This is a genomic window from Nocardiopsis alba DSM 43377, from assembly GCF_000341225.1.
Classification (GTDB): domain Bacteria; phylum Actinomycetota; class Actinomycetes; order Streptosporangiales; family Streptosporangiaceae; genus Nocardiopsis; species Nocardiopsis alba.
In genome coordinates this window covers 17,861-31,372 of the sequence record NZ_ANAC01000022.1, presented here as the reverse complement: position 1 = coordinate 31,372, position 13,512 = coordinate 17,861, and the positions used below count along the sequence as shown (strand labels likewise).

The window sequence follows — 13,512 nt, the reverse complement described above, 5'->3', positions numbered from 1 at the left end:
CGATGAAGATCAAATCTGGCGACGAGGTCATCGTTCTCGCCGGCAAGGACAAGGGTGCCACCGGCAAGGTCGTCAAGGCCCTGCCGAAGGAAGACCGTGTCATCGTCGAGGGCGTCAACCTGGTCAAGAAGCACAGGAAGGCCAATCCGGCCGGCGGCCAGCAGGGTGAGGTCGTCACGAAGGAGGCCCCGATCCACGTGAGCAACGTTGCGCTCGCGGAGGACGGTAAGCCCACCCGGGTCGGCTACCGCTTCGAGGAGGACGGAACCAAGGTTCGCGTCTCCCGCCGCACCGGTAAGGACATCTGATGACGGTTACGAACGACATCACCGCCCCTCCGATGCCGCGGCTCAAGGAGAAGTACCGCAACGAGATCGCTGCGGGCCTCAAGGACGAGTTCGGCATCGACAACGTCATGCAGATCCCCGGTCTGACGAAGATCGTGGTCAACATGGGCGTTGGTGAGGCCGCGCGTGACGCGAAGCTGATCCAGGGCGCGATCGCCGACCTCTCGGCGATCACCGGCCAGAAGCCGAAGATCAACCGGGCCAAGAACTCCATCGCGCAGTTCAAGCTGCGCGAGGGTCAGCCGATCGGCGCCAGCGTCACGCTGCGCGGCGACCGGATGTGGGAGTTCCTCGACCGGCTGCTCTCGCTGGCCCTGCCCCGGATCCGGGACTTCCGAGGCCTTTCCCCGAAGCAGTTCGACGGGAACGGGAACTACACCTTCGGTCTGACCGAGCAGGTCATGTTCCACGAGGTGGACCCGGACAAGGTCGACCGCCAGCGTGGGATGGACATCACCGTCGTCACCACCGCTACGACCGACGACCAGGGCCGCAGCCTGCTCAAGCGGCTCGGTTTCCCGTTCAAGGAAGCCTGAGGGGTTAACGATGGCTAAGAAGTCCCTGATCGCGAAGGCGAACCGGAAGCCGAAGTTCGGCGTCCGGGCGTATACTCGATGCTCGCGGTGCGGCCGCCCGCGCGCGGTCTTCCGGAAGTTCGGCCTGTGCCGTATCTGCTTCCGCGAGATGGCGCACCGGGGCGAGCTGCCCGGCATCACCAAGTCGAGCTGGTAGTTTCCGGCGGGGCCGATCGAACGCTTCAGCGTGGTCGGCCCCCCGCCGGACCACCCTCCCGGTGGCTCGACGTTCGACCCGCCACCGCCTCTCGTAGGCGGTGACGGGGAGGCAACATCCATTCACCAGGGCACGGCAGTCCCGAAGAGGGACCGCGGTGCCCACGACCACGCCGAAGGTCCGTTTGTGCACTCCGTGGGGGAGACCCCGCGAGAGGCAGGCTCTGGGAAGGCCCGCACTCGGAAACCGCGGTGAGGAAGGGCCAGTCGGCCATGACGATGACCGACCCGATCGCAGACATGTTGACACGTCTGCGCAACGCGAATTCGGCTTACCACGACACCGTGACGATGCCGTATTCCAAGATCAAGGCGCACATCGCCGAGGTTCTCCAGCAGGAGGGCTTCATTCAGGGGTGGCGGACCGAGGAGGCCCAGGTGGGCCAGAGCCTCGTCCTGGAGCTGAAGTACGGCCCCACCCGTGAGCGCTCCATCGCCGGCATTCGCCGGGTTTCCAAGCCCGGTCTGCGGGTGTACGCGAAGAAGGAGAACCTGCCTCGCGTGCTGGGTGGCCTTGGCGTGGCCATCATTTCGACGTCCGGCGGCCTGATGACTGACAAGCAGGCCAAGAAGCGTGGCGTGGGCGGCGAAGTCCTCGCTTACGTCTGGTAATAGGGAGAGACGAAAAGCATGTCGCGCATCGGTCGACTGCCGCTCTCGGTCCCCAAGGGCGTCGAGGTCACGATTAACGGGCAAGACGTCACTGTCAAGGGGCCGAAGGGCGAACTGAAGCACACGATCGCCGAGCCGATCACCGCCTCCATGGAGGACGGTGTCGTCACGGTCGCTCGTCCCGACGACAAGCCGGAGAACCGGTCGCTGCACGGCCTCACCCGTGCGCTGATCGCCAACCTCGTCGAGGGTGTCTCCAAGGGCTACTCCAAGACGCTGGAGATCCACGGTGTGGGTTACCGCGTCCAGGCTCGCGGCTCCAACCTGGAGTTCTCTCTGGGCTACAGCCACCCGGTCGTGATCGAGCCCCCGCAGGGCATCACCTTCCGGGTCGAGAAGCCGACGGTCCTCCACGTCGAGGGCATCGACAAGCAGCTGGTGGGACAGGTCGCCGCGAACATTCGCAGCCTGCGCAAGCCTGACCCGTACAAGGCCAAGGGCGTGCGGTACAAGGGTGAGCACATCCGCCGCAAGGCCGGAAAGGCTGGTAAGTAGGCATGGGCATCTCTGTGAGCCGCAAGCGCGCCGCGAAGGCGACCATCGCTCGCAAGCGTCGTCAGTTCCGCGTGCGCAAGAAGGTCGTGGGCACCGCCGAGCGTCCCCGCCTGGCCGTCTTCCGCTCCTCCAAGCACATCGTCGCTCAGGTGATCGACGACACCAAGGGTCACACCCTGGTGGCGGCCTCCAGTGTCGAGGCCGACGTGCGTGGCGCCGAGGGCACCAAGTCGGACAAGTCCCTCAAGGTCGGCGAGCTCGTCGCGCAGCGCGCGAAGGACGCCGGTATCACCCAGGTCGTCTTCGACCGCGGTGGTAACCGCTACGCCGGTCGTATCGCCAAGCTCGCCGACGCGGCGCGCGAAGGCGGGCTGGAGTTCTAATGACCGCTGTACTGGCCGAGAACAATCACGAGAAGAGGAACCACTGATGGCTGCAGCACCGCGGCGCGGCGCCGGTGGCGAGCGGCGTGATCGCCGTGACGATCGCCGCGGCGGCGCCGCAGACAAGGGTGTCTCCTACATCGAGAAGGTCGTGACCATCAACCGGGTCGCGAAGGTCGTCAAGGGCGGCCGTCGCTTCTCCTTCACCGCCCTGGTCGTCGTCGGCGACGGCAACGGCATGGTCGGTGTCGGTTACGGCAAGGCCAAGGAGGTCCCGGCCGCGATCGCCAAGGGTGTCGAGGAGGCGAAGAAGAACTTCTTCCGCGTCCCCCGCATCCAGGGCACGATCACGCACCAGGTCCAGGGCGAGGAGGCCGCGGGTGTCGTCCTGCTGCGTCCGGCCGCCCCGGGTACCGGTGTGATCGCCGGCGGTCCGGTCCGCGCCGTCCTGGAGTGCGCCGGTATCCACGACGTCCTGAGCAAGTCGCTCGGTTCGTCCAACCCGCTGAACATCGTGCACGCCACGGTGGCCGCTCTGAAGGGCCTCAACCAGCCCGAGGAGATCGCCGCCCGCCGTGGACTGCCGATCGAGGACGTCGCCCCGGCCGCCATGCTGCGCGCTCGCGCTGAGGCGAAGGCAGGAGCCTGATCATGGCCAAGATCAAGATCACGCAGACCCGCTCCAAGATCGGTGGCAAGGAGAAGCAGCACGCTGCCCTCCAGTCGCTGGGTCTTGGCCGCATCGGCAAGTCCACCGTCCGTGAGGACCGTCCCGAGGTTCGTGGGCAGATCACGATCGTCTCGCACCTCGTCACCGTCGAGGAGGTCGCAGAATGAGCGACTACAGCCCCGACGAGCCGCTCAAGCTCCACCACCTGCGTCCCGCCCCGGGTGCCAACAAGGCCAAGATCCGCAAGGGTCGTGGCGAGGCGTCCAAGGGTAAGACCGCCGGTCGCGGTACCAAGGGCACCAAGGCTCGTAACACCGTTCGTCCCGGTTTCGAGGGTGGGCAGATGCCCCTCATCCGCCGGGTTCCGAAGCTGAAGGGCTTCAGCAACGCCCGGTTCAAGACGACCTACCAGGTCGTCAACCTGGACCGGCTGAGCGAGCTCTACCCCGAGGGTGGCGAGGTCACCGTCGAGGACCTGGTCGCCAAGGGCGCGGTTCGCAAGAACCAGCTCGTCAAGGTGCTGGGCACCGGTGAGATCACCGTCGCCGTGCAGGTGAGCGCCAACGCGTTCTCCGCCTCGGCGAAGGAGAAGATCGCCGCCGCCGGTGGCTCCGTCACCGAGCTGTAGGGTCACTCCCTACGATGCGTTCTGGGGCGCTCGACGGCCATGATCCGACAGGATCGGCCGTCGGGCGCCCTTCTCACGTTGCGAATGTCGATCGTTATGCCTCACGGCACCTGCTGTTGGGTGATGGCTGTTACAGTGCCATCTGTTTAAGCTCCCCGCTTGACGTAATGTGATTACTTCCGAGCACCGGGCGACATGCCCGTTGCTGACGTTCTACGACGATTCAGGATCGGCCGCGATGTCTGGAACCCGTTCCGCCGCCGAAGCCGCGCAGGAGGAGACGTGCTAGGTGCGTTCGTTCGTGCATTCCGCACGCCCGACCTGCGCAATAAGCTGCTGTTCACACTGTTCATCCTGACGATCTTCCGTCTGGGGTCGGTGATCCCGGCACCGGGCATCGACTCGGCGGCGATCAGGGAACAGATGGAGACGATCACCGCCGCGGACCAGTCCGGGGTCTACGCCCTGGTCAACCTGTTCAGTGGTGGCGCGCTTCTGCAACTGGCGGTCTTCGCGCTCGGGGTCATGCCGTACATCACCGCGAGCATCATCATCAACCTGCTGACGGTGGTCATCCCCCGGCTGGAGTCCCTCAAGAAGGAGGGCCAGGCCGGGCAGAGCAAGATCACCCAGTACACCCGCTATCTCACCCTGATGCTGGCGGTGCTCCAGGCGACGAGCATCGTGGCCATGGCCCGAACCGGCGCGCTGTTCCAGAACGCCATCCCGGTCTCGTCCTACATGCCCAACCAGGACATCCTCACCCTGGTGACCATCGTCTTCACGATGACGGCCGGTACCGCGATCATCATGTGGATGGGCGAGCTCATCACCGAGCGCGGCGTGGGCAACGGTATGTCGCTGCTCATCTTCACGCAGGTCATCGCGGTCTTCCCGTCCGCGATCATGGGCCTGTACGAGGAGCGTTCGGTCTGGATCTTCACCATCATCTGCATGGCCGGTCTGGCCCTGATCACCGCTGTGGTCTTCATGGAGCAGGCCCAGCGCCGTATCCCGGTGCAGTACGCCAAGCGGATGGTCGGTCGTCGGATGTACGGCGGCAGCTCGACCTACATCCCCCTGAAGGTCAACCAGGCGGGCATCATCCCCGTGATCTTCGCCTCCTCTCTGCTGTACCTTCCGCAGCTCATCGTCGGTCTCCTGGGTCAGGACTCCACCCATCCGGTGGCGCAGTTCTTCCAGACCTACTTCCTCACGGGCACTCACCCCGTCTACATGGCGGCCTTCTTCGTCATGATCGTCGGGTTCGCGTTCTTCTATGTGGCGATTACCTTCAACCCCACTGAGGTCGCCGACAACATGAAGAAGTACGGTGGATTCATCCCGGGTATCCGACCAGGGCGTCCGACCGCCGAGTACCTCGACTACGTGTTGACTCGGTTGACGACACCCGGCTCTCTGTACCTGGGTGTGATCGCTCTCCTGCCGATGGTCGCCCTCGGCGCCACCGGTGCCGACATGAACTTCCCCTTCGGTGGGACGAGCATCCTGATCATGGTCGGTGTCGGGCTGGACACGGTGAAGCAGATCGAGAGTCACCTCCAGCAGAGGAACTACGAAGGTTTTCTTCGATAAATGCGCGCAGTATTGGTGGGGCCGCCTGGGGCCGGCAAAGGCACCCAGGCCCAGATCCTCGCGGAAGAGCTGACGATTCCGAAGGTGTCCACGGGGGACATCTTCCGGGCCAACGTCAGCGGTGGTACCGAACTCGGTAAGAAGGCCAAGGAGTTCATGGACCGCGGTGACCTCGTGCCCGACGAGGTCACGAACGCCATGGTCAAGGACCGCCTGGCCCAGAAGGACACGGCGGGGGGCTTCCTGCTGGACGGGTTCCCCCGCAACGTCCCCCAGGCGGAGACGCTCAAAGGGATGCTCGCCGATCTCGGCACGTCCCTGGACGTGGTCCTGGAACTGAAGGTCGACGAGGACGAGGTCGTCAAGCGTCTCTCGGGCCGTCGTTCCTGCCCCGAGTGCGGTCGGGTGTACCACGTCGAGTACGACGCCCCGAAGGTCGAGGGCAAGTGCGACAACGAGGGCGCCGAGCTGTACCAGCGCGAGGACGACCGTGAGGAGACCATCCGGCACCGCCTGAAGGTCTACCGCGAGCAGACCGCGCCGCTGGTCGAGTTCTACGAGTCCGAGGGTCTGCTGGCCACCATCTCCGCCACGGGCCCCGTGGCCGAGGTGACGGCCCGGGCCAAGGCCGCCATCGACGAGAAGCGGTCGGCCGCCTGATGTTCGGTAAGGCGGATCCGGACGTCCAGATCAAGACGCCGGAACAGATCGCCGAGATGAGGGCGGCGGGTCGTGTGGTGGCCCGCGCCCTGGACACCCTGCGGGCCGCGGTGCGGCCCGGAGTGTCCACCCTGGAGCTGGACTCGATCGCCGAGAAGGTGATCCGGGACGCCGGAGCCGTGCCGTCCTTCAAGGGCTACCACGGCTTTCCCGGCTCGATCTGCGCCTCGGTCAACGAAGAGGTCGTGCACGGGATCCCCGCCGCCGATCGCGTCCTGGCCGACGGCGACATCATCTCCATCGACTGCGGTGCCGTCCTGAACGGTTGGCACGGCGACTCCGCGGTCACCATCGCGGTGGGCGAGGCCCGCTCCGAGGACCTCGCGATGATGGAGGTGTGCGAGGAGTCCATGTGGCGGGGGATCGCGCAGATGCGACCCGGGGGACGCCTGGGCGACATCGGTCACGCGATCGACGGCCACATCACCTCCAACGGCGGCTACGGCAACGTACGCGAGTACGGTGGCCACGGCATCGGTACCCAGATGCACATGGATCCGCACGTGCTCAACCACGGCAAGCGGGGCAAGGGCCTGAAGCTGGTCGAGGGCATGTGCCTGGCGATCGAGCCGATGACCACGCTCGGCCGGCACGACGTGGTGGAGCTCGACGACGGCTGGACCGTGGTGACCCGTGACGGTCGCCGCGCCGCCCACTTCGAGCACACCGTCGCGATCACCGCGGACGGGCCGATGGTACTGACCGCTCGCGAATCCGACCGCGATAAAATCGCGCGGATGGGCTTCGTCCAGCCGACCTGGTGACGGCGGGCCCACCCCCCGCACCGCCGGTGTCCGACCGGCGGCGGTGGGGGTGGCGACCACTCACGGGTGTAAGGCGAGGTGCGCGCAGTGTCCGACCCGGTGCCGTCCATAGGAACGTCCGATTCCGAGCGTGACCGAGTGGCGGGGCTGCTCCAGGAGTACTTCGCCCAGGGGCGTCTGGACCATGAGGAGTTCACCGAACGCCTCGGTCGTGCCTACAAGTCCAAGACCGCGGAGGAGCTGGCGAGGGTCACCTCGGACCTGCCCGAACGCGATCCGGTCGACGTGGGCAGGGCGCCCCGGGCCGAACCGGGCGTGGTGGTCCATCCGCTGCGTCTGCGCGACCCCGCCCTGATGGTGCCGTGGTGGCTCTATGGCGGGGTCAACATCCTCTGCTTCTCCATCTGGCTCATCCTCTACTTCACCACCGATTTCACCTATCCGTGGTTCCTGTGGGTGCTGGGTCCGTGGGGCGTGCTGATGGTCGCGGTGACCTTCGGGGTCCTGGCGGCCCAGCGCGATCCCCACGCCGAGGAACAGGGGGAGGGACGCTGACGTTCCCTCTCCGCCGGGGTTTCCGTCGGCGGGAGTCGACGGTGTAGGGTTCTCTGCCACCTGTGGTCGGGAGCACTTGCCGGAAGGGGATAGACTGACACTGCCCATACGCGGGCTGTTGGGTCAGTCTGCCTTCTTTGTGCCACGTCTTCCCATCGACGTAAGGCCTGCAGATGGCCTGAACTTCCAGTGTGTCCTGGCGTCGGTGACACGCCTGTCGTGGTCGCCGGGGCCGTCGCGTCATGCGAGGGGCCACTCAGGTCGCGTCGGGTTGTCCTGATCAACCAATCGATGAGCGAGGCGTGGAGGACATGGCAAAGAAAGACGGCGCCATCGAGATCGAGGGCTCCGTTGTCGAGTCCCTACCCAACGCTATGTTCAAGGTAGAGCTCGACAACGGGCACCAGGTTCTTGCCCACATCAGCGGCAAGATGCGGATGAACTACATCCGTATTCTTCCCGACGACCGTGTCGTCGTGGAGCTGAGCCCGTACGACCTCACGCGCGGGCGCATCGTTTACCGCTACAAGTAGCCTGTCGGGGCCATCAGGCCCGAGACTGGTGATGTGATGAGTTCGGAGTCACCATGAAGGTCAAGCCGAGCGTGAAGAAGATCTGCGCGAAGTGCCGCGTGATCCGCCGTAACGGTCGGATCATGGTCATTTGCTCGGACCCGCGGCACAAGCAGCGCCAGGGCTGACAGCCCCGGCCGGCAGGCCGCGACTTCCGCGTCGCGATAGACCCGGAGCGGGGAGATGTTCCCCGACCGGGCGTATGAAACAACGAAAACCTGTTCCGATCTCCCGCCCGTAGGTGGTGGGGGAGAACCCCCGGTCGGAGGCCGGGGCCTCGTCGATTGGGCGGCGAGAGGATGGAACGGGTCAGACCTCCGCGAATGCATGGATGGAGTCTCGCCCACATGGCACGTATTGCCGGCGTAGACCTCCCTCGCGACAAGCGAGTGGAGATCGCTCTCACGTACGTCTTCGGGGTCGGCCGCACCCGCGCCGTCGAAACCCTGAAGAACACCGGTGTCGACGGGAACACCCGCGTCCACCAGCTGTCCGAAGAGGACCTGGTCAAGCTGCGCGAGTGGATCGACGCCAACTACCAGGTCGAGGGTGACCTGCGACGCGAGGTCCAGGCCGACATCCGTCGCAAGATGGAGATCGGCAGCTACCAGGGCATCCGGCACCGCCGTGGTCTCCCGGTGCGTGGCCAGCGCACGCAGACCAACGCCCGTACCCGCAAGGGCAAGAAGAAGACCGTGGCCGGCAAGAAGAAGGCCGGCAAGAAGTAGTCCGCCTCGGACCTGTCAACCGCGTCCGAGATGACACATACGGACCGATGATCTCTGGGAGTTTCACTCATGCCGCCTAAGGGCCGTCAGGGTGCCGCGCGCAAGGTGCGCCGCAAGGAAAAGAAGAACATTGTCCACGGGCACGCTCACATCAAGAGCACGTTCAACAACACGATCGTGAGCATCACCGACCCGACCGGTGCGGTGATCTCGTGGGCCAGCTCGGGTCAGGTCGGCTTCAAGGGGTCGCGTAAGTCCACCCCCTACGCCGCTCAGATGGCCGCCGAGGCCGCTGCCCGTCGTGCCCAGGAGCACGGTGTCCGCAAGGTCGACGTCTTCGTGAAGGGCCCGGGCTCGGGCCGCGAGACCGCCATCCGTTCGCTTCAGGCGACCGGCCTCGAGGTGGGCTCCATTCAGGACGTCACCCCGGTTCCGCACAACGGCTGCCGCCCGCCGAAGCGCCGCCGCGTCTGATTCGGCACCGGCGCCCGCGACTCCTACCGCACGGGCGCCTCGTGGTGCGGCTCGTCCTTGAACCCGAGGGTTCTCGGACGAGCCGGGTAGGAATCCGAGTAGGGGACGTCGCCGTTCGGGCGGCGTCCATCCGGTGGCCGTCAAATAGCGGGCGGCCATGTGGAAGGGAAGACACGGACCATGTTGATCGCACAGCGTCCCACGTTGACCGAGGAGACGATCTCCGAGTGGCGCTCGAAGTTCGTCATCGAGCCGCTGGAGCCGGGTTTCGGCTACACGATCGGTAACTCGCTTCGTCGTACCCTGCTGTCCTCCATCCCCGGCGCGGCTGTCACGAGCATCCGCATCGAGGGCGTCGAGCACGAGTTCACCACCGTGCCCGGTGTCAAGGAGGACGTCACGGAGATGATCCTCAACCTCAAGGGCCTGGTCGTCAGCTCCGAGCACGACGAGCCGGTTCTGATGTACCTGCGCAAGCAGGGCCCCGGTGTGGTGACCGCCGCGGACATCGCTCCGCCGGCCGGTGTCGAGGTGCACAACCCCGACCTGCACATCGCCACGCTCAACGGCAAGGGCAAGCTGGAGATGGAGCTGACGGTCGAGCGCGGCCGCGGTTACGTCTCCGCGACGCAGAACAAGCAGCAGGGCCAGGAGATCGGTCGTATCCCGATCGACTCCATCTACTCGCCCGTGCTGCGTGTGACCTACAAGGTCGAGGCGACCCGTGTCGAGCAGCGCACCGACTTCGACCGCCTGATCGTCGACATCGAGACCAAGCCGGCCATCCGTCCCCGTGACGCCGTGGCCAGCGCGGGCAAGACCCTGGTCGAGCTGTTCGGTCTGGCGCGCGAGCTCAACGTCGACGCCGAGGGCATCGACATGGGTCCGTCGCCGACGGACGCCGCCCTGGCGGCCGACCTGGCGCTGCCGATCGAGGACCTCAACCTCACGGTCCGTTCGTACAACTGCCTCAAGCGTGAGGGCATCCACAGCGTTGGTGAGCTGGTCGCACGCTCCGAGCAGGACCTTCTGGACATCCGGAACTTCGGTGCCAAGTCCATCGATGAGGTCAAGCAGAAGCTCATCGACATGGGCCTGTCCCTGAAGGACTCCCCTCCCGGGTTCGACCCCGGCACCGCCGCCGACTCCTTCGGCTCCGAGGACGACGAGGGCGAGTCCTTCGTCGAGACGGAGCAGTACTAGACCTTCGTCGCCCAATGGTCCCCGGCCGAGTGCGGCCGCGGATCGCATCACTAGGAGAACGACACCATGCCCACGCCTACCAAGGGCGCCCGTCTGGGTTCCGGGCCCGCGCACGAGCGGCACATCCTGGCGAACCTCGCCACCTCGCTGTTCCAGCACGGCCGTATCCGCACCACGGAGGCCAAGGCCAAGCGCCTGCGTCCGTACGCCGAGAAGCTCATCACCCTCGGCAAGCGCGGTGACCTGCACGCCCGTCGTCAGGTGCTGACCAAGATCACGGACAAGTCCGTCGTGCACGAGCTCTTCACCGAGATCGGCCCGCGCTACGAGAACCGTCCCGGTGGTTACACCCGTATCACCAAGATCGGTCCGCGTAAGGGCGACAACGCCCCGATGGCCGTCATCGAGCTGGTCGAGGCCCTGCGCGCCCCGGCCGCCCCGGCCGAGAAGCCCGCCGAGGAGGCCACCGAGGCTCCGGCCGAGGAGGCCGCCGCCACGGAGACCGCCGAGTCCGCCGAGGCCACCGAGAGCAAGTAGGTCGTAGGGTCCCGACGGATCCGCACGACGCTCTGGAGTGCCCGACCCTTGCGGGGGTCGGGCACTTTCGCATGTCACGATCCTGCCGGGACACGAACGGGGTGGGGATGGAAGAGAACGAGACGACCACGGCGGGGACGACCGCCGACGGGCCGGGGACGGGCGAGGAGACCGTCCGGCTGCGGCTGGACATCTCCTACGACGGGACCGACTTCTCCGGGTGGGCGACCCAGCCGACCCGGCGCACCGTCCAGGGGGAACTGGAGTCGGCGCTGGCGAAGGTGCTGCGCCTGCCCGAGGCCTCGGTCACCTGTGCCGGGCGTACGGACGCGGGCGTGCACGCCCGAGGGCAGGTCGCCCAGCTCGACGTACCGGCGCGGACCTGGGCCGAGGAGGGGGAGCGGGTACTGCGGCGTCTGGCCGGGGTGCTCCCCAAGGACGTGAGGGTGAGCGGCGTACGTCTCGCCCCGCCGGGTTTCGACGCCCGCTTCTCGCCGCTGTTCCGCCGCTACGTCTACCGGGTGAGCGACGCCCCTTACGGGGTGGAGCCCCTGAGGCGTCGGGACGTGCTCTGGCACCGTCGCCCCTTGGACGTCGACCGGATGAACGAGGCCGCCGCTCGACTGGTGGGGGAACACGACTTCGCGGCCTTCTGTAAGAAGCGGGAGGGGGCGACCACCATCCGTGAACTGCTCCGGTTGGAGTGGAGGCGCGAGGAGGAACACCTCCTGGCCGGGACGATCCAGGCGGACGCCTTCTGCCACAACATGGTCCGCGCGCTCGTGGGAGCCCTTCTGGCGGTCGGGGACGGCCGGCACGGGGTGGAGTGGCCGGCGACCGTCCTGGGGGCCGGTGTGCGCGATTCGTCGGTGCACGTGGTCGGGCCCCAGGGGCTGAGCCTGGAAGAGGTCCGCTACCCCGACGACGCCGAGTTGGCGGCGCGCGCCACGCTCACGCGTCGGGTGCGGGAGCTGCCCTGCCCCGGTGACCGTCCCTGAGGGCGGGGCCGCCGACAGGCGACCCTCCCGGGGCACCGGGCGGAGAGGAACGGCTCCGTCGCCGCCCACGAGTACGTGGGGCGGCGACGGAGCCGTTTCGTGTTCTTTCGATCAGGCGCGGTCGTCGGCCAGGCTCTCGTAGGCCGTCTCGACGAAGCCCTCGCCGATGTCGCGGAGCTCGGTGGCCTCGCTCTCCTCCTCGCCGCTGCCGTCGCTGTTGGCGGCCAGGGAGAAGACCAGGTAGCGGCCCCACTGGCCGCTGCTCCCGTGGCCTCCGGAGTAGCCCAGCCGCTCGGCCGGGCTGCCCTCCTCGCCGGGCAGGCCCGCGAACCACTCGGCGGCGATGAGGTCCTGGGCGTTCATGGCCTCCTCCGCCTCGTCGGCGCGGGGCATGGCCGCGATCCCCACGGTGACCGCGTGGTTCTGGTCCTCGCTCAGGTAGGAGGCCCGGATCAGCTGACGGCAGTCGTTCTCGGTGAGCGCCTGTCCGTAGTCGCCGTGGGTACCGGTCGCGCAGTCGTCGGTGTCCTCGACGGCGACACGGGAGAACGTGCCCTGACCGTCGACCTCCACCTCTTCGGGGAAGAGCGCCTCGACGTCCAGGGCACCCGGGTCGTCGGCCTCGTCCGAGACGTTCACCGCGTCGCCGGAGCCTCCGGAGCCCAGACCACCGCTGGCGATCAGGAAGACGCCACCGCCGACGAGGAGCAGCAGCACGGCGAAGCCCGAGCCCAGGAGGATGTTGCGCTTGCGCTTGTCCCGGGGCGCGCCGCGGTCGTCGTCGTAGTAATCGTCATAGTCGTCGTAGTCCCGCATGCTCTGGACGTCGAACTGCGCGGTGTCGGCGCCGTCGTCCTCGGGGACCTCGTCGCGGTACAGGGGACGGGCCGAGGCCTTCGGGCCCGTCGGCGCGGCGGGGACGGCGTTGAGGTTCTGGGTCGCCCCCATCGCGTCGGGAGGGAAGACCGGCTGCTCGGCCGCGGGCTCGGGCGGCCCCTGGGGCGGACGCGGCACACCGGCGGGAGCGCCCGGAGGGGGAGTGGGGCCCCCGGGGGGCGGCCCCTGCGGGTGGGCGCCCGGCTGCCCCGGGCCCATGGCGGGGTGGTCGCCGGTGGGCATGTTCGGGGGCCCCTGAGGGGGCCGGGGCGGTCCGCCGTTCGGCGGCGTCGGGGCGCCCGGGGGGAAGGGGTGGCCGGCGCCGGGGCCCTGAGGGGCGTGCGGCGGAACGTTCGGCCCGCTCGGAGTGACATGTCCCATGCCGGGGTGGCCGCCGGTGGGTACGTTCGGCGGCCCCTGAGGAGGACCCTGGCGAGGGCCTGCGGGCGGCGGGCCCTGGGGTGCCGGCGGGCGAGGTGCCTGCGGGGCCTGGGGGCCGCTCT

At 67.4% G+C, this 13,512-nt stretch carries 21 protein-coding genes; 20 read left to right on the top strand and 1 reads right to left on the bottom strand.

What is annotated here, in order from left to right; translation table 11 throughout:
- Nucleotides 1-2 precede the first annotated feature (2 nt).
- The 20 genes from rplX to truA all read left to right on the top strand — a co-directional run bounded on the left by rplX (nt 3) and on the right by truA (nt 12,133).
- Nucleotides 3-308, top strand: a complete 306-nt coding sequence (rplX, locus tag D451_RS0121125; RefSeq protein ID WP_014910645.1) for a 50S ribosomal protein L24 — start codon at nt 3-5, stop codon at nt 306-308.
- Nucleotides 308-883 (top strand): 50S ribosomal protein L5, encoded by a 576-nt coding sequence (rplE, locus tag D451_RS0121120; RefSeq protein WP_017535888.1) that lies wholly within the window; start codon nt 308-310, stop codon nt 881-883. The genes rplX and rplE overlap by 1 nt, the downstream gene beginning before the upstream one ends.
- A gap of 10 nt (nt 884-893) precedes the next feature.
- Nucleotides 894-1,079, top strand: a complete 186-nt coding sequence (locus D451_RS0121115) for a type Z 30S ribosomal protein S14 (protein WP_014912578.1) — start codon at nt 894-896, stop codon at nt 1,077-1,079.
- 272 nt (nt 1,080-1,351) lie between these two features.
- Nucleotides 1,352-1,750, top strand: a complete 399-nt coding sequence (gene rpsH, locus D451_RS0121110) for a 30S ribosomal protein S8 (RefSeq protein WP_014911657.1) — start codon at nt 1,352-1,354, stop codon at nt 1,748-1,750.
- 18 nt (nt 1,751-1,768) lie between these two features.
- Complete coding sequence (gene rplF / locus D451_RS0121105; protein WP_017535886.1) at nt 1,769-2,305, top strand: 50S ribosomal protein L6; 537 nt, start codon at nt 1,769-1,771, stop codon at nt 2,303-2,305.
- A gap of 2 nt (nt 2,306-2,307) precedes the next feature.
- Nucleotides 2,308-2,688: a 50S ribosomal protein L18 gene (gene rplR, locus D451_RS0121100; RefSeq protein WP_017535885.1), complete on the top strand. Its 381-nt coding sequence runs from the start codon at nt 2,308-2,310 to the stop codon at nt 2,686-2,688.
- 46 nt (nt 2,689-2,734) lie between these two features.
- On the top strand, nt 2,735-3,337 hold the full coding sequence (gene rpsE / locus D451_RS0121095) for a 30S ribosomal protein S5 (protein WP_014911996.1): 603 nt from the start codon (nt 2,735-2,737) through the stop codon (nt 3,335-3,337).
- Nucleotides 3,338-3,339: 2 nt separating this feature from the next.
- Nucleotides 3,340-3,525 carry a 50S ribosomal protein L30 gene (gene rpmD / locus D451_RS0121090; protein WP_014912857.1) on the top strand — a complete coding sequence of 62 codons (186 nt, stop codon included), beginning with the start codon at nt 3,340-3,342 and terminating at the stop codon, nt 3,523-3,525.
- Entirely contained in the window at nt 3,522-3,986 is a 465-nt protein-coding gene (gene rplO / locus D451_RS0121085; RefSeq protein ID WP_014908878.1) for a 50S ribosomal protein L15, read from the top strand. The genes rpmD and rplO overlap by 4 nt, the downstream gene beginning before the upstream one ends.
- 282 nt (nt 3,987-4,268) lie before the next feature.
- The gene (secY, locus tag D451_RS0121080; protein WP_014910267.1) at nt 4,269-5,582 is read left to right on the top strand and encodes a preprotein translocase subunit SecY; all 1,314 of its coding nucleotides are present in this window, start codon (nt 4,269-4,271) and stop codon (nt 5,580-5,582) included.
- Nucleotides 5,583-6,242: an adenylate kinase gene (locus D451_RS0121075; protein WP_017535884.1), complete on the top strand. Its 660-nt coding sequence runs from the start codon at nt 5,583-5,585 to the stop codon at nt 6,240-6,242.
- Entirely contained in the window at nt 6,242-7,066 is an 825-nt protein-coding gene (gene map / locus D451_RS0121070; protein WP_017535883.1) for a type I methionyl aminopeptidase, read from the top strand. The genes D451_RS0121075 and map overlap by 1 nt, the downstream gene beginning before the upstream one ends.
- 87 nt (nt 7,067-7,153) lie before the next feature.
- Entirely contained in the window at nt 7,154-7,621 is a 468-nt protein-coding gene (locus D451_RS0121065; protein ID WP_014912703.1) for a DUF1707 SHOCT-like domain-containing protein, read from the top strand.
- A 311-nt stretch (nt 7,622-7,932) separates the two neighbouring features.
- Nucleotides 7,933-8,154, top strand: coding sequence for a translation initiation factor IF-1 (gene infA / locus D451_RS0121060; protein ID WP_013156135.1), 222 nt, complete (start codon nt 7,933-7,935; stop codon nt 8,152-8,154).
- Between the two features lie 53 nt (nt 8,155-8,207).
- Nucleotides 8,208-8,321, top strand: a complete 114-nt coding sequence (gene rpmJ, locus D451_RS27455) for a 50S ribosomal protein L36 (RefSeq protein ID WP_013156136.1) — start codon at nt 8,208-8,210, stop codon at nt 8,319-8,321.
- A gap of 219 nt (nt 8,322-8,540) precedes the next feature.
- The gene (gene rpsM / locus D451_RS0121055) at nt 8,541-8,921 is read left to right on the top strand and encodes a 30S ribosomal protein S13 (protein WP_026125248.1); all 381 of its coding nucleotides are present in this window, start codon (nt 8,541-8,543) and stop codon (nt 8,919-8,921) included.
- A 69-nt stretch (nt 8,922-8,990) separates the two neighbouring features.
- Nucleotides 8,991-9,395, top strand: coding sequence for a 30S ribosomal protein S11 (gene rpsK, locus D451_RS0121050; protein WP_013156138.1), 405 nt, complete (start codon nt 8,991-8,993; stop codon nt 9,393-9,395).
- A gap of 180 nt (nt 9,396-9,575) precedes the next feature.
- A complete protein-coding gene (locus D451_RS0121045; protein ID WP_014908435.1) occupies nt 9,576-10,598 on the top strand; it encodes a DNA-directed RNA polymerase subunit alpha in 1,023 nt (340 codons plus the stop codon).
- A gap of 66 nt (nt 10,599-10,664) precedes the next feature.
- Nucleotides 10,665-11,135, top strand: coding sequence for a 50S ribosomal protein L17 (rplQ, locus tag D451_RS0121040; protein WP_014909900.1), 471 nt, complete (start codon nt 10,665-10,667; stop codon nt 11,133-11,135).
- Nucleotides 11,136-11,242: 107 nt separating this feature from the next.
- Nucleotides 11,243-12,133, top strand: coding sequence for a tRNA pseudouridine(38-40) synthase TruA (gene truA, locus D451_RS0121035; RefSeq protein ID WP_234305766.1), 891 nt, complete (start codon nt 11,243-11,245; stop codon nt 12,131-12,133).
- Nucleotides 12,134-12,244: 111 nt separating this feature from the next.
- Here the strand turns inward: truA and D451_RS0121030 are convergent, their stop codons facing one another.
- Nucleotides 12,245-13,252, bottom strand: coding sequence for a hypothetical protein (locus D451_RS0121030; protein ID WP_017535881.1), 1,008 nt, complete (start codon nt 13,250-13,252; stop codon nt 12,245-12,247).
- Nucleotides 13,253-13,512 lie beyond the last annotated feature (260 nt).

Excerpts from the sequence above, each read along its gene's own strand:
- rplX (WP_014910645.1), top strand. The coding sequence starts at position 3 with ATGAAGATCAAATCTGGCGACGAGGTCATCGTTCTCGCCGGCAAGGAC.
- rplE (WP_017535888.1), top strand. The coding sequence starts at position 308 with ATGACGGTTACGAACGACATCACCGCCCCTCCGATGCCGCGGCTCAAG.
- D451_RS0121115 (WP_014912578.1), top strand. The coding sequence starts at position 894 with ATGGCTAAGAAGTCCCTGATCGCGAAGGCGAACCGGAAGCCGAAGTTC.
- rpsH (WP_014911657.1), top strand. The coding sequence starts at position 1,352 with ATGACGATGACCGACCCGATCGCAGACATGTTGACACGTCTGCGCAAC.
- rplF (WP_017535886.1), top strand. The coding sequence starts at position 1,769 with ATGTCGCGCATCGGTCGACTGCCGCTCTCGGTCCCCAAGGGCGTCGAG.
- rplR (WP_017535885.1), top strand. The coding sequence starts at position 2,308 with ATGGGCATCTCTGTGAGCCGCAAGCGCGCCGCGAAGGCGACCATCGCT.
- rpsE (WP_014911996.1), top strand. The coding sequence starts at position 2,735 with ATGGCTGCAGCACCGCGGCGCGGCGCCGGTGGCGAGCGGCGTGATCGC.
- rpmD (WP_014912857.1), top strand. The coding sequence starts at position 3,340 with ATGGCCAAGATCAAGATCACGCAGACCCGCTCCAAGATCGGTGGCAAG.
- rplO (WP_014908878.1), top strand. The coding sequence starts at position 3,522 with ATGAGCGACTACAGCCCCGACGAGCCGCTCAAGCTCCACCACCTGCGT.
- D451_RS0121075 (WP_017535884.1), top strand. The coding sequence starts at position 5,583 with ATGCGCGCAGTATTGGTGGGGCCGCCTGGGGCCGGCAAAGGCACCCAG.
- map (WP_017535883.1), top strand. The coding sequence starts at position 6,242 with ATGTTCGGTAAGGCGGATCCGGACGTCCAGATCAAGACGCCGGAACAG.
- infA (WP_013156135.1), top strand. The coding sequence starts at position 7,933 with ATGGCAAAGAAAGACGGCGCCATCGAGATCGAGGGCTCCGTTGTCGAG.
- rpmJ (WP_013156136.1), top strand. The coding sequence starts at position 8,208 with ATGAAGGTCAAGCCGAGCGTGAAGAAGATCTGCGCGAAGTGCCGCGTG.
- rpsM (WP_026125248.1), top strand. The coding sequence starts at position 8,541 with ATGGCACGTATTGCCGGCGTAGACCTCCCTCGCGACAAGCGAGTGGAG.
- rpsK (WP_013156138.1), top strand. The coding sequence starts at position 8,991 with ATGCCGCCTAAGGGCCGTCAGGGTGCCGCGCGCAAGGTGCGCCGCAAG.
- D451_RS0121045 (WP_014908435.1), top strand. The coding sequence starts at position 9,576 with ATGTTGATCGCACAGCGTCCCACGTTGACCGAGGAGACGATCTCCGAG.
- rplQ (WP_014909900.1), top strand. The coding sequence starts at position 10,665 with ATGCCCACGCCTACCAAGGGCGCCCGTCTGGGTTCCGGGCCCGCGCAC.
- truA (WP_234305766.1), top strand. The coding sequence starts at position 11,243 with ATGGAAGAGAACGAGACGACCACGGCGGGGACGACCGCCGACGGGCCG.
- D451_RS0121030 (WP_017535881.1), bottom strand. The coding sequence starts at position 13,252 with ATGCCCACCGGCGACCACCCCGCCATGGGCCCGGGGCAGCCGGGCGCC.